General features: G+C 38.5%; 15 protein-coding genes and 1 pseudogene. 4 read left to right on the top strand and 12 right to left on the bottom strand.

Translation table 11 applies throughout. From position 1 onward, the window contains the following. The first annotated feature begins 7 nt into the window (after positions 1-7). Both lptB and QT76_RS00865 read left to right on the top strand, forming a co-directional pair. A complete protein-coding gene (gene lptB, locus QT76_RS00860; RefSeq protein WP_000353238.1) occupies positions 8-730 on the top strand; it encodes an LPS export ABC transporter ATP-binding protein in 723 nt (240 codons plus the stop codon). A gap of 2 nt (positions 731-732) precedes the next feature. Further along, the gene (locus tag QT76_RS00865) at positions 733-1,977 is read left to right on the top strand and encodes an RNA polymerase factor sigma-54 (protein WP_033616179.1); all 1,245 of its coding nucleotides are present in this window, start codon (positions 733-735) and stop codon (positions 1,975-1,977) included. 111 nt (positions 1,978-2,088) lie between these two features. On the opposite strand, the gene QT76_RS00870 is transcribed toward QT76_RS00865, so the two are convergent. The 6 genes from QT76_RS00870 to hopE all read right to left on the bottom strand — a co-directional run bounded on the left by QT76_RS00870 (position 2,089) and on the right by hopE (position 9,155). Then, on the bottom strand, positions 2,089-3,309 hold the full coding sequence (locus QT76_RS00870; RefSeq protein WP_033616180.1) for an HD domain-containing protein: 1,221 nt from the start codon (positions 3,307-3,309) through the stop codon (positions 2,089-2,091). 204 nt (positions 3,310-3,513) lie between these two features. Beyond that, complete coding sequence (locus tag QT76_RS00875) at positions 3,514-5,499, bottom strand: porin family protein (RefSeq protein WP_033616181.1); 1,986 nt, start codon at positions 5,497-5,499, stop codon at positions 3,514-3,516. Between the two features lie 271 nt (positions 5,500-5,770). Then, positions 5,771-6,673 (bottom strand): SAM hydrolase/SAM-dependent halogenase family protein, encoded by a 903-nt coding sequence (locus QT76_RS00880; protein WP_033616182.1) that lies wholly within the window; start codon positions 6,671-6,673, stop codon positions 5,771-5,773. A 203-nt stretch (positions 6,674-6,876) separates the two neighbouring features. Continuing rightward, positions 6,877-7,221 carry a hypothetical protein gene (locus QT76_RS00885; protein WP_033616183.1) on the bottom strand — a complete coding sequence of 115 codons (345 nt, stop codon included), beginning with the start codon at positions 7,219-7,221 and terminating at the stop codon, positions 6,877-6,879. A 7-nt stretch (positions 7,222-7,228) separates the two neighbouring features. Continuing rightward, positions 7,229-8,155 carry a 16S rRNA (cytosine(1402)-N(4))-methyltransferase RsmH gene (gene rsmH / locus QT76_RS00890; protein WP_033616185.1) on the bottom strand — a complete coding sequence of 309 codons (927 nt, stop codon included), beginning with the start codon at positions 8,153-8,155 and terminating at the stop codon, positions 7,229-7,231. A gap of 178 nt (positions 8,156-8,333) precedes the next feature. Next, positions 8,334-9,155 (bottom strand): Hop family outer membrane protein HopE, encoded by an 822-nt coding sequence (hopE, locus tag QT76_RS00895; protein WP_033616187.1) that lies wholly within the window; start codon positions 9,153-9,155, stop codon positions 8,334-8,336. 164 nt (positions 9,156-9,319) lie between these two features. Here hopE and uvrA point away from each other — a divergent pair, with 164 nt between their 5' ends. Both uvrA and QT76_RS08480 read left to right on the top strand, forming a co-directional pair. Then, positions 9,320-12,145 (top strand): excinuclease ABC subunit UvrA, encoded by a 2,826-nt coding sequence (gene uvrA / locus QT76_RS00900; RefSeq protein WP_195741855.1) that lies wholly within the window; start codon positions 9,320-9,322, stop codon positions 12,143-12,145. A gap of 130 nt (positions 12,146-12,275) precedes the next feature. Then, positions 12,276-12,503, top strand: a complete 228-nt coding sequence (locus tag QT76_RS08480) for a hypothetical protein (RefSeq protein WP_033616188.1) — start codon at positions 12,276-12,278, stop codon at positions 12,501-12,503. 333 nt (positions 12,504-12,836) lie between these two features. Here QT76_RS08480 and QT76_RS08485 read toward each other — a convergent pair whose 3' ends face one another. The 6 genes and pseudogenes from QT76_RS08485 to gyrA form a co-directional block, all read right to left on the bottom strand. Further along, the gene (locus QT76_RS08485; RefSeq protein ID WP_229306560.1) at positions 12,837-12,989 is read right to left on the bottom strand and encodes a hypothetical protein; all 153 of its coding nucleotides are present in this window, start codon (positions 12,987-12,989) and stop codon (positions 12,837-12,839) included. Positions 12,990-13,034: 45 nt separating this feature from the next. Next, positions 13,035-13,466: a hypothetical protein gene (locus tag QT76_RS08490; RefSeq protein WP_033616189.1), complete on the bottom strand. Its 432-nt coding sequence runs from the start codon at positions 13,464-13,466 to the stop codon at positions 13,035-13,037. 11 nt (positions 13,467-13,477) lie between these two features. Further along, positions 13,478-13,630 (bottom strand): hypothetical protein, encoded by a 153-nt coding sequence (locus QT76_RS08315; protein ID WP_001891480.1) that lies wholly within the window; start codon positions 13,628-13,630, stop codon positions 13,478-13,480. A gap of 125 nt (positions 13,631-13,755) precedes the next feature. Further along, positions 13,756-14,899, bottom strand: a pseudogene (gene flgR, locus QT76_RS00920) (transcriptional activator FlgR). Then, positions 14,896-15,369 (bottom strand): hypothetical protein, encoded by a 474-nt coding sequence (locus QT76_RS00925; protein WP_033616190.1) that lies wholly within the window; start codon positions 15,367-15,369, stop codon positions 14,896-14,898. Before QT76_RS00925 ends, flgR begins: the two are co-directional and overlap by 4 nt. Further along, positions 15,369-17,864, bottom strand: a complete 2,496-nt coding sequence (gene gyrA / locus QT76_RS00930; RefSeq protein WP_033616192.1) for a DNA topoisomerase (ATP-hydrolyzing) subunit A — start codon at positions 17,862-17,864, stop codon at positions 15,369-15,371. The genes QT76_RS00925 and gyrA overlap by 1 nt, the downstream gene beginning before the upstream one ends. Positions 17,865-17,876 lie beyond the last annotated feature (12 nt).

Genomic DNA, 17,876 nt, shown 5'->3' on the forward strand with positions numbered 1-17,876 from the left:
CGCTTGAATGGATATTTTAAAAGCAGAGCATTTAAACAAACAGATTAAAAAAACCAAAATCGTTTCAGATGTTTCTTTAGAAGTGAAAAGCGGCGAAGTGGTGGGGCTTTTAGGGCCTAATGGGGCGGGTAAAACCACCACCTTTTATATGATTTGCGGGCTTTTAGAGCCTAGTGGGGGGAGCGTTTATTTAAACGATGTGAATTTAGCTAAATACCCCTTACACAAGCGTTCTAACTTAGGCATAGGCTACTTGCCCCAAGAATCCAGCATTTTTAAAGAATTGAGCGTGGAAGAGAATCTAGCCCTAGCGGGGGAAAGCACTTTTAAAAACTCTAAAGAGAGCGAAGAAAAAATGGAAAACTTGTTAGACGCTTTTAATATCCAAGCCATAAGAGAGCGCAAGGGCATGAGCTTGAGTGGGGGAGAAAGAAGGCGCGTAGAAATCGCTAGGGCTTTAATGAAAAACCCTAAATTCGTGCTATTAGATGAGCCTTTTGCGGGCGTGGATCCGATCGCAGTGATTGACATTCAAAAAATCATTGAAAGCTTGATAGAATTAAACATTGGTGTGTTGATCACTGATCACAATGTGCGAGAGACTTTGAGCGTGTGCCACAGGGCGTATGTGATTAAAAGCGGCACGCTTTTAGCGAGCGGGAACGCTAATGAAATTTATGAAAACGCTTTGGTGCGCAAGTATTATTTAGGGGAAAATTTTAAGGTATAAACATGGCGATCTTACGCGCAAACCTTAGCCCTAAAAACAAATTAAACGCTACCTTAAAAGGGTGGCTCCCCATTTTACAAAGCGAGCTTGAAGATTTAGAAGAAGTGTTGAAACAAAACGCTTTAGATAACCCCTTAATCAAAATTGAAAACAAACGCATCAAAAATTTTAGCGATCGCTTTAACGCTAAAAAGAGCAGCGATCATTTAGAAAATTTCGCAATCGCATCTAAAAGCCTTTTTGAAACCTTAGAAGCTCAAATCATTCCCCCTCTCTTTCCTACTGAAACCTCTCAAAAAATCGCTATGGATATTATCAGCGGGCTGGATAGTGAAGGGTATTTTGAAGAAAACATTGAAGAAAGGGCTAGAATTTTAGGGGTAGAGAGCGAAGTTTATGAAAAAGTGCGCAAGCGTTTTAGTTACCTTAATCCCGCTGGCATTGGCGCTAAAGATGTGAAAGAGAGCTTTTTATTCCAGTTAGAGGGTAGGGAATTGGACAATAACGAGCTTTATGAAGAAACGCGAAAAATCATTTTAAATTTAGAAAAACACCATGAATTTTCTAAAGATTTTTATTACGAAAAGGCTTTAAAGATTTTAAAATCCTTTAAAAACCCCCCAGCCATTGAGTTTTTAGAAAAAGAAATAGAAGTCATTCCTGAACTTTTTATTGTAGAAGTGGATAATGAAATCATCGTGCGTTTGAACGATGAGAGCTACCCGACGATCAGTTTAGAAGAAAATCGCTTTAAGGATAGCGATTATTTAAAAGACAAATTAAAAGAGGCTAAAGATTTGATTGACGCGTTAAATTTAAGAAAGGCCACGATTTATAAAATCGGTCTGATGCTTTTGGAGTATCAATACGATTTTTTTAAGGGTAAGGAATTACGCCCTTTAAAGCTATTAGATTTAGCCAATGAGTTTAACCACTCTGTAAGCACGATTTCAAGGGCCATTTCTAATAAATATTTGGCATGCGAAAGGGGGGTTTTCCCTATTAAACATTTCTTTAGCATTGCCTTAGACAATAGCGAGACTTCAAACGCTGTGATTAAAGACTATCTTTTAGAATTGATTAAAAACGAGGACAAAAAAGAGCCTTTGAGCGACGCTAAGATTTTAGAACTCATTGAAGAAAAATTCCATTTGAAAATGGTAAGAAGAACGATCACCAAATACCGCCAACTGCTCAACATCGCTTCTTCAAGTGAAAGGAAAAAGCTTTATTTGATGCGTGCTTGAAAATAACCAATCAAATGATTTTGCTCTCATTGAGCGTAAATGATCAAATTAAAATACTTTTGAGTATTTTTTAGATTTTATAACCAATACGCTATTAAATAGATATATGAATCACTTAAAATCCCTAAACAATTTCCCTAAATCCAAATCAAGCAGTTCCGTTTGGGATCGCAATTCTAAAAGGTTTTGAGCCCCTTTAATCAAATCGTTACTGGAAATGCCATGAGAAAGAGAGATTTGGGCTTCTAAAAACGCGCTCAAATGATCGCACACCTTTAAAAGCTCCCCACAAACCCCAAGATATTCATCGCTGTTATAAAGCGTGAACAATTCTTCAGCGTCTTTAGTGAAAATGATTTTGTGAGACTTGTCTTTGTAGCGGTTTTTAAACTCGTTTTCGGTGAAATATTTCAAATCTTCTTGAACGCCCAAAGACACAAAGGAATAGACTTTGTTTTGCATTTCCTTTTTTTCAATTTCTTTAATGCAGTTATCAAGCCCTGCAACGCTTTGTTTGATAGGTGTGATAATGTCTCGGGTTAAAATCTCGGGTAAATCATGGAAAAGCCCGCCCAAAAAATGATTGATCCGCATGCTTTTACAAGCTTTTAAATCAAAGCTCAACAAATACCCCATAATCGCCACGCATAAAGTATGCCCTAAAACACTAGTTTGCGGCACTCTTGGGGTTTGGCTCCAGCGCTTTTGGAAACGCAACTGCCCAAACATGCTCACCAATTTTTTCAGATCTTCTTTTTCCCCAAAAAGCCCTTCAAACAAATGCTCGTTATTGTGGAGTTGCTTGTCAATTTTATCTTTAATCTCTTTCACGCCATACATGTTGGGGTTAAAATGATAAATAATATCAAACTCCCACTTAGACGCATAAAAATGCGCGCTCTCTAAAATTTGAGTTTCTAAAATTTGGGGCCTGTGGCTTAAATACTCTTTGAGTTCCTCTAAAGAAAAATACGCGCTGATTTCATCTTGCAAACTTTGTGCGACATAGGAGGCTAATTCTTGGCTGTGCGTTTGTTGGAGGGCGTAAAAAATAGGGGGTTTAATATCGGTTAAAACCAAGCGTTCCAAAAACTCAAAGCAAAAGAACTTGATTAAAAGATCCAAATCTAAGTCATTACCCCTGTCTTTTAAATCTTTAGCGAGCAGATACGCAATCATCGCTTTATGGGCTTGCTTGTCTAATTCCACAAATTCTAAAGGGCATGCTTGGTCATTCCAACGCCTAATAGACGCACCCGCAAACACACGCCTTAAAAATTTAGTTTTGAGTTTGGGGGCTTTTAGGGGTTTAATAGGATGAGCCGCATACATAACTTTCCTTTTTATACTATTTTGAATATTAAAGCTATGATCTTATTAAGAAATATTGATTGGATCACGCAAGTTTGAAAAACCTTAACGCACCACTATCAATACTAACTTAAATCTTATTATACGAAAAAAAGACAAAAATAAGGCTTTTATTTAAAAAAATATTATTTCTGTCATGGATTTCGCGCTTAATAGATTTTATACTTAAAACACCCACCCATAATTGAAAAACACCTTAAAATGGCTAGCCCCTTCATTAAAAACAAAAGAATTGGTGTAATCGCCACCGCTAGAAACGACGCTAGCTTTTCTTTGGATCAAAGGGATGCTAATCCCTACAGAATATTTAGAATGCTTATAGCGGTAGTTCAACCCAGTAGCCACATCCAAATTACCGCTCCCTTTGACTTTGTTCAACACATAATAGCTGTTATACAAGCCCCTTAACCCCCCAAAGATACCAAAAGAGGAAGAAAAATTCCTTTTGGTTTGAATGCCTGTAGGGCTATTTTTATTGGAGTAAGTGGTGATGAAATCCACCAACAAATCTATCCCCCCACCATAGCTCAATTGCTGGAATTTTTGATTAAGGGCTTTAGAATAGTTGTATTTGATAATGCCATAATAAGCCAACCCTATGAAATCATTAAAGTAATTTTGATAGCCTATCTTAGCGTTAACCCCTAAAATAGGGCTTCTAAAACTCTGTGAAGCGCTTGAAAAATAGTGGTTGGTAACGCTAGAAGTGACAAAGGTTTTTTGAATGGTGCCAAGCATGGAATTGGCTAAATCTTGCGTGTTCAAACTGGCGTTTAGATTGTAGTTTGTTTGAGCGTTCAAATTAGCGTAATCTATGGGTAAAGCGTTTTGATTAATAAGCTGCTGCCAAACCGCTGCTGTTACCCCCAAAAAGCCAGCTGGGACATCCGCGCAATTGTGGTAGATGGAATTAGGGTAGTTGCTAGGGAAAGCGGGCTGATTAGAACCCCCATAAAGCGAACACACATTATAGGGGAGACCATCAGAATCTTTTGGCTTGCCATTTTCATTTTGACCGGTTGGCACTCTTTGATAGGTCATATTCCCGTTATGCCCATAGCCTTTGGTGTGGCTGAATTCATGCAAGATGGTCCTTAAATCAGCCAAATTGATGGTTTTAAGGTCATTGCCAAAGAGTTTTTGGGGTTCTAAGGCATAGGCTTCTACTCCTAATGTGCCATATTCACCATCATTGCCATATCCATTGGCTAACCCTACAACCCCTGAATTTTTTAAAACAACCGCATCAATTTCTATTTTTTTTCTAAAATTATTAATAATACCTTGTTTGTTGAGTATATATTGTTGATCGACTTTAGTATCAACACGCCCGTTTACTCCGGGATTTACGCATTTTGAAGGATCATTATCGCAATCTGTTGAGCTGTTAGTGAATTCAAAAGGAGCGTTTAAGATCGCATCGCCCCAAGATTGGGAGTCTAAGACAGCGATCATGTTCAACATTAAATTAGTGAATTCTTCTGCGGTTTGTGGGGTGAAATTTTGCCAACAATCATTTTTTGTATTACCATTATTATTGTAAGGACAAGTGTTGAAATTGTTTGGATTTTCATTACTATATTTCATTATAAGATTTGTCTTAATCTTATTGAGCGTTTCAAACACCCTCTGCGTGTTAGTATCAGAAATAGAAGTGCTAGTGGCTTCAAATTTTGGAAGAAAGAAAGTATAGGGGTCAATTTTATCAAACGCCTCTTTTAGACTATCAAACGCCTCCCCGGGCAAAATAATCTTAGAGTGTTTGGGGATAGTCTCTATCACGCCTAGATCGATCACATTGCCTTGAGCGTCTGTAAAACTAAGCTTCACGTTGCTTAAATTATAAGGTAGGAAGTTTTCTATAGTTAATTTACCACCAATATACAACACTTTAACAGGGGATAAGGATGAGAATTTCAATTTTGAAATCGCTTCAGCATTGGTAAATAAATTAGCCGCTCTTTTTAAAATCGTGTCTGTGGGTAAATAATCATAAGTCCCATAAGTGTTTTTTGTGGTGGTGTGTCTTTTTTCTTGCGTTTGTGTGCCTTCTAATAGCCCGGTTTCAAACCCGGCTTCTATGAAAAAGCCATTTTTCTCGTTCGCTTCTAAAGCGCTGAATAATAAAAGTGGGATGAATAGTTTTTTCATGGTTATCCCTTTGTTAGCTTATAGTGTTTTCATTATACAATTTAAGGGAATGGTTTGTTTATTTTATTGAAATTTAAAGCTTTTACAAGGGATTAGTGTTTCGTATTGAAACAAAATTCTAAAAACAAGCGTTTGTTTAGGGTTTATTTATCATTAATTAGGTTATTTTAATAAAAACTTGACACTCAAAACCCTTAAAATCCCCTAGCAAAAACTTGCACATCTTTAGCGGTTAGGGCGTTTCACGCCCCTTAATTTTCTAAAAAACGCTTTACTTAGTGCACTTCTTTATATCAATATTCCAGTCAGCACCGGATTTAATTTGATGTTTTTGCGCGAAATTATCCCTATTCAGCGCCACAGAAACATTCAACAAGCTGTTTAAATAGACCAACGGCTGGCCTTCTAAAACATCGCCAAAGCTCGCAACATACGGCATTTTCCCTTCGTATTTTTTCTTGGAACCTTTAAAAATCGTTACACACAGCGTGTCATTGAGTTTGATTTTTGCTTGATTGAGTAATTTATCGCTGATATTGCTCCAAACATTGCCATATTGAATATCCAAAATCGGGATATTGCCTTTCACTTCCCCTTTTGTGGCTTTCGCTTTTTGGTAAGGAATTTCAACAACTTTTGGGGGAAGCTCTGGCCCGACCTGCTCGAATGTGATCGCCCCAGAAGCCAAACGCGCCCCAGTGTAAGCATACACATCACGGCCATGGAAAGTATAGGATTTTTCAGAACCTTTCAAGCGGTTAGCTTTTTCATCAATTTCACGCACGCTATCAATCCCCAAAGTTTGCGCCACCAAAGTCAGCGTGCCATTATCCGGCGAGACGAAATACTGGCCGTTTTTAGTTTTCAATACCACCGATTTACGCTTAGTGCCTACGCCCGGATCAACTACGCTCACAAATACCGAGCCTTTTGGCCAATAACTAGCGGTCTGATACAAGCGGTAAGCGCCTTCCCAAATGTTATACGGGGGGATTTCGTGCGTTAAATCAAAGATTTTAAGATTAGAATCAACGCTGAAAGCGACGCCTTTCATCGCTGAGACGGCCCCATCTTTTAAGCTAAAGTCGGTTTGTAAAATCAAAGCGTTATCTGCATGAACAGACGATAACCCTATACACGCTGATAAAAACAACGCTGAAATCGTTTTTTTCATCTATATTATTTCCTGAATAATAAAAGTGGAATGAATCGTTTTCTCATGGTTATCTCTTTTTAGTTTATAGTGTCTTTATTATACAATTTAAGGGGGTTGTTTGTTTGTTTTTTGAAATTTAAAGTTTTTACAAGGGATTAAAATTTCGTATTGAAACAAAATTTTAACGCTAATTAGGCTCTCTTAAGGATAGGGGGTTTTATTTAAAACGCAATATCGCCAATATTTTCACTATTCTCTATGTAGTATTTAAAGCGCTCTTTTTCTAATTCGTTTTTTAGGATTTGTTGTTCTTCTAAAAGCAGGCGTTTCTGGTCTTCTAGGGCGTTGATTTTACGGCTGATGTAATAAATATTGTTGCTCAAATAGATTTTTGGCGCTAACAAGGCTAAAAACGCGCCCCCAAAAACCAGCACCCCTATTAAAGCCATTAAAGAAAGGCTATGCGAATTTTCATTTGCAGTCCCATCAAATAATTCTTTCTTTTCACTCTCTTCTATACGCACAAAGCGTTCTTTTTCATTCAAAAGATGGTTTTTTGCACTCATGGCTTACTCATGGCTTGAATTGAAACGCCCTCATTTTAGCGCTTCGTGAACGCCTGTTGCGTTTGATTTCTTCTGGGCTTGGAGTGATGGGCTTTTTGGTTAAAATTTCGCCTAGAGCGTGGTTGTTGGAGCAAGTGCATTTGAAACTTAAGGCATCGCAAATGCAATTTTTAGCGTAATCTTTAAAAGCGTTTTTCACTAAAGCGTCTTCTAAAGAATGGAAAGAAATCACGCACAAAATCGCCCCCTTAAGGTTTCTAGCGTCTTGTAAAAACTCTTTTAACTCTTCTAATTCGTGATTGACTTCTATGCGGATAGCTTGAAACACCAAAGTCGCTGGGTGGATTTTTTTATTTTTAGAAAGAGAGCTTAAAAAATTGCTCAAATCTTTAGCGTCTTTAAAGGGTTTTTTCGCGCGCCTTTCTGCAATTTTATGGGCGATTTTTTTGTATTCTTTGATTTCGCCATAGTCTCTAAAGATTTTTTCTAACGCCACTACAGGATAAGAGTTGATGACTTTTTGAGCGTTTAAATCGCTTTCCAAATCCATGCGCATATCCAAAGCGTGCGAGTGGAAATTAAACCCTCTATTGTCATCATCAAGCTGCAAAGAACTCACCCCTAAATCCACTAAAACCCCCTTGATTCGCTCGCCATGAATCTCTAGGGCTTCTTTAAAGCGTTTGGCAAAACCTCCGCTTAAGAGATTGTAACGCCCTTCAAATTCTTTCAATCGTTCTTTAGCGATTTCTTGAGCGAACTTATCCTTATCAATGCCAATGAGTTTTAAGTGCGGTTTTTGGGATAAAAGGGCTTTAGAATGCCCCCCTAACCCTAAAGTGCAATCAATCAAAACCCCTTCTTCTAAAGGCGTGAACGCTTGCAAAACTTCTTGCAACAAAACGCTTTGATGCAAACTCTCTATTTCTTGCAAACAACCCCCTTAAAACCCCTAGATGAATTTTCCAAATGCCCACTCAATAGTATTGGTTTTGTTGGTTACACTCAAAAGTTTCTTTATAATTAATCTTAGCTTTTTAAGATGCGAAAACCCAAACTAAAACCCTTTTTATAAGGACTAAAAAGGGCTTAAAGACACCCTTTTAAAGGGTTTAAAAAGTGTAGTTATACCCTAAATAAAGCGAATAATCCCGTTTCAAATGGTAATAAAGATTAGTAGCGTTAGGACCCGCGCTCAAAAACTTGTTGATGAGTAGGGGTACTCTCACGCCAAACTCTACGCCATTATGCTTGTAGATATTGGCTCTCACGCCAAAATTCAACCATACTTGAAAGGCGACGGTTGAAGTTTTGGTGCTATAAGGAGCGTTAGGGTTACAATAAGTAGGGGTACAAACATCAGGACCTTTAGCTTCAATGATTTGCTCTTTCCAATAGTTTGCCGCTGAGCTTTTCCAAGTGTTACCGCCGATAGCGACCCCACCAAAAATACCGAAAGAAGCGTTATCGTTATCAATAATATCAGCTAACAAATCGCTCCCCACACCCCAAGAGACCATATCCAACTGGATTTTATTGGGTGCATAAACTTGCTTGCCTAAAGTGGCATGCCCGTAATCAAAAAGCCCATACACCCTAAAACCAAACCACTTGCTTGTCATATCAAAAGACTTGAACTGGAAGAACTTCTTATAACCCACATTCAACCCAAGACCATTCAAAGCCCCATTAGCGTATTTAGCATGCCAGTTGATATTGGTGTGTCCTGGATTATACTTATTAGCGGTAAGACCTGGGGGGCAACCTACAACACTCCCTGTGCAATCCCCTGTGTTATAAATATTACTATTCAAACGGGCTTGTCCAAGCTGATAATTAGCCCCTATATAAACACCATCACCTTCGGCTAACAACGAAGAGCTTAAAACTGCGGATAGAAGCCCTAAAGCTACAAACTTTTTCATAAATTCCATTCCTTTACATTCCTATCTTTAAAATTGTCTCATAAAATAATAGCATGTTTATCCTTAATCAAGCAAATATTTTTAACTCTTATGAATAAGAAATGATAATAAAACCATTCTTTTTTGAAGTATAATAGCTCCTTTTAATCCATTTTCTTATTTTAAGGAAACTCTTGCAACATAAAACCATTATGGATAAGATCATTATTCAAGGGGCTAGGGAAAACAATCTCAAAAATATTTTTTTAGAAATCCCTAAAAACCAGTTTGTTGTTTTTACCGGATTAAGCGGTTCGGGTAAATCCACTCTAGCGTTTGACACTTTATACGCTGAAGGCCAAAGGCGTTATTTAGAGAGTTTGTCCAGCTATGCTAGGCAGTTTTTAGACAAAGTGGGTAAGCCTAATGTGGATAAAATTGAAGGCCTAACCCCAGCGATTGCTATTGATCAAAAAACCACTTCTAAAAACCCCAGATCCACTGTGGGGACGATCACTGAGATTTATGATTATTTAAGGTTATTGTTTGCAAGGGTTGGGGAGCAATTTTGCCCCACATGTTTAGAGCCTATTAGTTCTATGAGCGCGAGCGATATTATTTCTCAAATCTGTCATTTAGAAGAAAATTCTAAAATCATTATTCTAGCCCCCATTATTAAAGATAAAAAAGGTTCGTTTAACGATAAATTAGAGAGCTTGCGTTTAAAGGGGTATGTGAGGGCTTTTGTTGATGGGGTGATGGTGCGTTTAGATGAAGAAATCCATTTGCACAAAACCAAAAAACACACCATTGAAGCGGTGGTGGATAGGGTGGTTATCAATAGCGAAAATGCTTCACGGATCGCTAGCGCAGTAGAAAAAGCCCTTAAAGAAAGCTATGGGGAATTAGAAGTGGAAATCTTGCAAGACAACGTGCCAAGCATAAGAAAGCATTACAGCGAGCATAAAGCATGTTTTAAATGCAAGATGAGTTTTGAAGAATTAGAGCCTTTGAGTTTTTCTTTTAATTCGCCTAAAGGGGCGTGCGAGAGCTGTTTGGGTTTGGGGACAAAATTCAGTTTAGACATTAGTAAGATTTTAGATCCTAACACGCCTTTAAATCAAGGAGCGATTAAAGTGATTTTTGGGTATAACCGCAGTTATTACGCTCAAATGTTTGAAGGCTTTTGCGAATATAATGGCATTGATACCGTGCTTTGTTTCAATGAATTGAATAAAGAGCAGCAAGACGCTCTGTTATATGGGAATGGCACTGAAATCAGCTTTCATTTTAAAAATAGCCCTTTAAAACGCCCTTGGAAAGGCATCATTCAAATCGCTTATGACATGTTTAAAGAGCAAAAGGATTTGAGCGATTACATGAGCGAAAAAACCTGTTCTTCGTGCAATGGGCATCGTTTGAAAGCTTCCAGTTTGAGCGTCCAAGTCGCCGGCTTGAAAATGGCGGATTTTTTAACTAAGCCCATTGAAGAAGTCTATCATTTTTTTAATGATCCCACGCATTTTAGCTATCTTAACGAGCAAGAAAAAAAGATCGCTGAACCCATTTTAAAAGAGATTTTAGAAAGGGTGTTTTTTTTATATGATGTGGGGCTAGGGTATTTGACTTTAGGGAGGGATGCGCGAACGATTAGCGGAGGGGAGAGCCAAAGGATACGAATCGCTAGTCAAATCGGGAGTGGTTTGACAGGGGTTTTGTATGTTTTAGACGAGCCTAGCATTGGCTTGCATGAAAAAGACACGCTCAAACTTATCAACACCCTTAGGAATTTACAAAAAAAGGGGAACACGCTCATTGTCGTAGAGCATGATAAAGAGACGATTAAGCATGCGGATTTTGTTGTGGATATTGGGCCAAAGGCTGGAAGGCATGGGGGTGAAGTGGTCTTTAGCGGGAGCGTAAAAGAGTTATTGCAAAATAACCATTCTACCGCCTTGTATCTCAACGGCACTAAAAAGATTGAGCGCCCTAAATTTGAACTCCCTAAAGAAAAGCATTTTTTAGAAATTAAAAATGTCAATATCAATAACATTAAGAATTTGAGCGTTCAAATCCCTTTAAAACAATTGGTGTGCATTACTGGGGTGAGCGGGAGCGGTAAAAGCTCGCTGATCTTACAAACCCTTTTACCCACCGCTCAAACCCTTTTAAACCATGCTAAAAAAACTCAAAGCTTGAATGGGGTGGAGATTGTAGGGTTGGAGCATTTGGATAAAGTGATTTATTTAGATCAAGCCCCCATAGGCAAAACCCCACGAAGCAACCCCGCCACTTACACGGGAGTGATGGATGAAATCAGGATTTTATTTGCCGAGCAAAAAGAAGCTAAAATTTTAGGCTATAGCGCGAGCCGTTTTAGCTTTAATGTTAAAGGAGGGCGGTGCGAGAAATGCCAAGGCGATGGGGACATTAAAATAGAAATGCACTTTTTGCCTGATGTGTTAGTCCAATGCGATAGCTGTAAGGGCGCTAAATACAACCCTCAAACTCTAGAAATCAAGGTGAAAGGCAAATCCATTGCTGATGTGTTGAACATGAGCGTAGAAGAGGCTTATGAATTTTTTGCTAAATTCCCTAAAATCGCTGTGAAGTTAAAAACGCTTATAGATGTGGGCTTAGGCTATATCACTTTAGGGCAAAACGCTACGACTTTAAGCGGGGGGGAGGCTCAAAGGATCAAATTGGCTAAAGAATTGAGTAAAAAAGACACAGGCAAAACCCTTTATATTTTAGATGAGCCTACTACCGGTTTGCATTTTGAAGACGTGAATCACCTTTTACAGGTTTTGCACTCTTTAGTGGTGTTAGGCAATTCCATGCTAGTGATTGAGCATAATTTAGACATTATCAAAAACGCTGACTACATTATAGACATGGGGCCTGATGGGGGGGATAAGGGCGGGAAAGTCATTGCGAGCGGCACGCCTTTAGAGGTGGCACAAAATTGCGAAAAAACCCAAAGCTATACGGGAAAATTTTTAGCTTTAGAATTGAAATAGCTTGCATGGGGTTTGTTTGTTAAAGTAGGGCTGAATAAAATAACAGACAGCCAAATATGAGAGAGCAGAAAAATTACAAGGCTAGAGGCAATAATAGCCGCTTGATCATGCAAGAGTTAGCAAAGAAGCCATGCCTTTAAAATCCTCGCATGAAAGTTTGAAAAATGAGAAAGCATTAAGGAAAATAGAGGCTATTGGGACACTATTTAATCATTACAGAAACGGCAATAGCGTTTCAAACCTTAATCGGAATAATCCTACCACAAACGAGTTTAAAACACAAGAGCCACAACGAATGAAGCAAAAAAAATGCGCCATAGTTAAATCCATGCTAGAGATTATAAAAAGCTTGAAATAAGCAGGTTATCAGCCATTAAAAATCGTGAGAGCGGGCGCTATTATTTTCGTCATGTAGCCCAAATTACAAGGGGTAGGGTTAAAAACCCCCTAAACCCACTATTTTTAGTCCCACACAAAAACTACTAATAAGGTTTTATTGCCATTAAATGTTAATCATAAATTATAAAAAATGCTAAAAAAACATTTTTTATAATCAATAGTAAAGATCTTGATTTTAATCGCACGATAATTTTTGTAGCGTGGTCTTAGGGGTTAAAAAATGACTTTTAATTTAAAAAATAAGAAGATTAAGATCCAACAAGATTTTATTTATTATTGTTTTCTTTCCGCATTATAATCGCTTAATGGGATCTTTGCCAAGGAAGTTGCCAAACAAAGGCCCCCTCAACAACTCGTAAAACACCTTGCTTGTCATTTTAACGGCTGTCCTCTTTGAGTCTTTAAGGTATTTGGGGAATTGCATTTTAACTTCTCTATCAATCATAGATCCCCACTTTTTATAGCGGAATTTGATCACAAATTCCGTTCCTTATATCCGCTCTACCTTACAACTCCTAAATCCAACCCCCAAATACTTCCTCACCAACCACTCAATGTTGTAAGGCTCTCTGTCCAAAAAACGCCTGATATTTGCAGAATTAGCTTCATAATATATTGCAGGCTCGCCATTTTCAAGCAAATCAGCAAGAGTGGTGTTGTTATTATCAATCATAGGGGGTGCATAAAACCCTAAACACTCATCAACCCCTAATTTTTTAACGATAAACAATCTGCAACTGATAAAATCACCATCCTTATCGTTAAGAACATCAATGATTTTATAAGAGTTGCCATACCCGTAATAGATCGAGTGAGATTTTTGTGGTTCTTTATTAGCCTTTAATCCATTAAATTCATCAAAAATACCCGCCATGAGATCATCATCATTTGCTAAAGCGGTCTTGCCATTCAATCTAACCATCGTTTCCTTATTCAATTGAACAATAACTTCGTTATCTCTTTATCCGCTCCAACACCAATCACTCTATAGCCAAATCTATCCACTCTTTTACTCAATTTGTTACACAACAAACCATGCAACTCCTTGTTTTTTAATTTCTTAACCATAAAATCATCCGCTAACATAAAAACTCCCCATTAATTGAACCCCAATCTTTAAATCCCTTTTAAGCAAAAATCCCAAATTAAGCGTTTCTAATAGATGCTTTTTCTAATAACTCCATGAAATGATTATAAAGAAGTTTTGCAAACTACCTTTCCAAAAACAAATCTTTTTCTTGGATTTCCGTTTCTTCGCTTAAAATCGCCGCTCTTTCCACGACGCCTAAAAGCTCTCGCACATTCCCATGCCAAGAGTATTCTAAAAGGCGTTTTGCGGCGTTTTTTGAAAAAGATTTTGACCCCAAATGATACGCATCGCACACTTCTTTAAGCTTGATTTCAGCAATGGGTAAAATCTCTTCTACTCTCTCTCTTAAAGGCGCGATAGTTATAGGCACGATTTGCAAGCGGAAAAATAAATCTTCTCTGAATTCTTTTGAAGCGATTTTTTCTTTCATGTTGGCGTTGGTAGCGGAAATGAAACGAACATCAATTTTAACGCTCTTATTATCCCCAAGGCGCGTGATTTCTTTTTCTTGAACCACTCTTAAAAGTTTGCTTTGCAATTGAAAGGACATTTCAGCGATTTCATCTAAAAAGATCGTGCCTTTATTAGCACTCTCAAAAAGCCCCATTTTAGGAGCTGTGGCGTCCGTGAACGCCCCTTTTTGATACCCAAAAAGCTCGCTTTCTAATAAATGCTCTGGGATTGCGGACATGTTGATTGCAATAAAAGGGTGTTTAGAGCGTTGCGAATGCTGGTGGATGAAATGAGCAAAAACCTCCTTACCCACCCCGCTTTCGCCTAATAGCATGACATTAGCGTCCGTGCTTGCGACTTTTAAGGCCTGCCGTTTGCTCTCTTCTAACGCTTTTGAAGCGGCTAAAAAGCTGTGTTTGTGTGGTTTTTTAAAGGTTTTTCTAAAGGGTGTTTTTTTGAAATTCTAAAACTTTTTTAGTGCGATAGATGGACTCTAAAAGCAATTCTGGTTTAAAAGGTTTTTGGAAAAAGTCTTTCACGCCCAAACGAATGGAATCAATGGCTTTATTCAAGGTCGCATTACCGGTAATCACAATGGATTCATATTTGCCCTCTAAAAGGCGTAAAAATTCCAAGCCGTCCATATGGGGCATGTTAATATCCGTGATGACTAAATCAAAGCTTTCATCTAACTTGGCTAAAGCGTCTTTAGGGTTTTTAAAACTCACAATCTCTAAATCGTCTTGAAGCTCAAAAAAAAGCTCCAGACTTTTACGCATGTTAATATCATCTTCTACAATGGCGATTTTCATTCTTCTTCCTTTCTAAAAATATCTAAAAACAGCGCATCTCCCACTAAACTCGCTCTAACTCTTAAGGCTTTGAGATCAAGTATGCTTGTGGTAGTGGTGCCGTTTTTATAGCTGTGATCATAATGCGTGATAGCGACTTGACTTTTTAAAATGCAGTCTATGACTCGCTCTTTTTCTTTTTTTAACGCTATTTCTAAAAGGAAGCGTTCTAATTTTATTGGGAGCAAGGGGTCTTTCAAATTGGGTAAGTTGCGAGTGATGATGGAGCAACGATAGTCTAAAACATAGGGGGCTGTTTTGATGCGGCTAACGATAGGTTTAGAGACAGAATACTCTTCGCCCATCACTCTAGAATCAACGATTTTTAAGCGATACGAAATTAAAAATTCTTGATCTTCTAGGGGGTTTAGAGCATGCAAAGAAACCCCTAAAAAATACAATAAAAAATAAAAGAATGAAAAGAAACGCATCACTCAAATAATTGTGCAGGAGGGTTTTCTAAATTTTCTGGCTCTTCTTCTTTAGGGCAAGAATTGACATACATGACTTTATCGGCGGTGTTTATGAGCTTTACCCCACTAGCGTTTCTTCCGGTTTCTCTAATATCTTTAATAGAAACTCTAATCATTTTTGCGCTTGCAGTAAGGATCATCAAATCCAAATTTTCATCATCCACGCTGATAACGCCCACTAGATTGCCGGTTTTTTGAGTGAGCTTCATGCCAATGATCCCCTTACCTCCACGAGATTGCCCTCTATACGCTTCGGCTAAAGTTTGCTTGCCAAGCCCGTTTTCACTCACGCTCAAAAGCTTGTTGCCATCATCGCTAATGACGACCGCGCCGACAACAAAATCGTTTTCATTCAGCTTGATGCCTATAACCCCACGAGTCGTTCTTCCGATCTCGCGCACATCTTCTAAAGGGAATTTAATGAAAATGCCCAAATGCGATGCGATGAGCAAATGCTTAGCGTTTTTATCCACAACTTTTGCACTCACTAATTCATCGCCTTCATCTAAAACAATCGCTCTGATACCACAACTCCTGTTGCTTTCAAATTCGCTCAAATTGGTGCGCTTCACCACGCCATTTTTCGTGAAGAAAGCTAAAGAGCGTTCATCGCTAAAGTCTTTGGTGCTTAGAGTCGCCATGATTTTTTCATCCGGAGCGAGCGAGATTAAATTCACAACGGCTTTACCCATAGCGATCCGGCTCGCTTCTGGGATTTTATAGACTTTTAAATGATACAATTGCCCCTTATTGGTGATAAAGAGCAAAATATCATGCGTGTTAGCCACAAAAAAGTTTTCAATGAAATCGTCTTCATAAGTGCTGCCTGAAAGCTTGCCCTTACCGCCACGATTTTGCTTTTCATAAGCTTTTAAATCCACTCTTTTCACATAGCCCTTATAGCTCATGCTCACCACCATAGGCTCATTAGCGATCAAATCTTCTATGTCAATATTTTCATAAGATTCTTGAATTTCAGTGCGCCTTGGAGAAGAAAATTGCTCTTTGACTTCTAAAAGCTCTGTTTTGACGACCTCATTCAAGCGATCTTCGCTCTTTAAAATGCCATTGAGATCATCAATAAGCTCTAATAAGTTTTGGTATTCTTCTTTGATCTTATCCCTTTCAAGACCTGTTAAGCGCTGCAAACGCATTTCTAAAATGGCTTTGCTTTGGATCTCACTCAAAGTAAAACGCTCCATTAAGGCGTTTTTAGCCGCTTCTGGGCTTGGGCTTGTTTTAATGAGCTGCACGATTTCATCAATATTGTCCAAGGCGATCAAATAGCCTTCTAAAATATGCGCTCTAGCCTTAGCCTTTTCCAATTCAAAAATCGTGCGCCTTATGATAATGGTTTTTCTGTGGTTTAAGAAAAGGTGCAACAACTCTAAAAGCGTGAAAATCTTAGGCTCTTTATTGTAAATAGCGAGTAAAATAATGCTAAAAGTGGTTTCCATGGTGGTGAGTTTGTAAAGGTGGTTTAAGACAATTTCACTCATCGCGTCTCTTTTTAATTCAATCACCACTCTAATGCCCTCTCTATCGCTTTCATCGCGCACTTCGCTAATGCCTTCAATTTGTTTTTCTCGCGCTAAATCGCTGATTTGTTCCACTAATTTGGCTTTATTGGTTTGAAAAGGCATTTCATCTAAAACGATGATTTCTTTATTTTTTGTTTTTTCCACATGCACTTTGGCCCGCACTTTCACGCGCCCTCGCCCCGTTTTATAGGCTTCAATAATCCCTGCTTTACCATAAATGATCCCACCGGTGGGAAAATCAGGCCCTTTGACAAATTCCAAAATTTCATCTAATTCAGCGTTAGGGTTTTCTAAAACATGCACTAAAGCGTCTATGATTTCATCAATCCTATGAGGGGGGATAGAAGTCGCCATCCCTACGGCGATCCCATTAGCCCCATTGACTAAAAGGTTGGGCAGACGGCTTGGTAGAATATCTGGCTCTTTTAAGGTGTCATCATAATTAGGCACAAAATCAATGGTGTCTTTATCAATATCCCTTAAAATTTCTTCACTCGCCTTAGTCATTCTGGCTTCAGTGTAACGCATCGCCGCAGCGTTATCGCCATCAATAGAGCCAAAGTTGCCCTGCCCATCCACTAATTCCAAACGCATAGAAAAATCTTGCGCCATTCTCACTAGCGCATCATAAACCGCGTTATCGCCATGGGGGTGGTATTTACCAATCACATCACCCACGATCCTAGCGCTTTTTTTGTAAGCGACTTTGGAAGTAAGGCCTAATTCATGCATCGCATACAAAATACGCCTATGCACTGGCTTTAAGCCATCTCTAGCGTCCGGTAAAGCGCGCCCTATGATCACGCTCATGGAATAGGCTAGATAGCTCTCTTCAATAGAAGAATCAATCCCCACTTCTACAATATTTTTTGTTTCATTGACTGAATTATCTTGGACTGAATTATCTTGCATGTGTCTCCCTAA

The sequence above is a fragment of the Helicobacter pylori SA37A genome, assembly GCF_000476015.1.
In the GTDB taxonomy this organism is placed as follows: Bacteria; Campylobacterota; Campylobacteria; order Campylobacterales; family Helicobacteraceae; genus Helicobacter; species Helicobacter pylori_DB.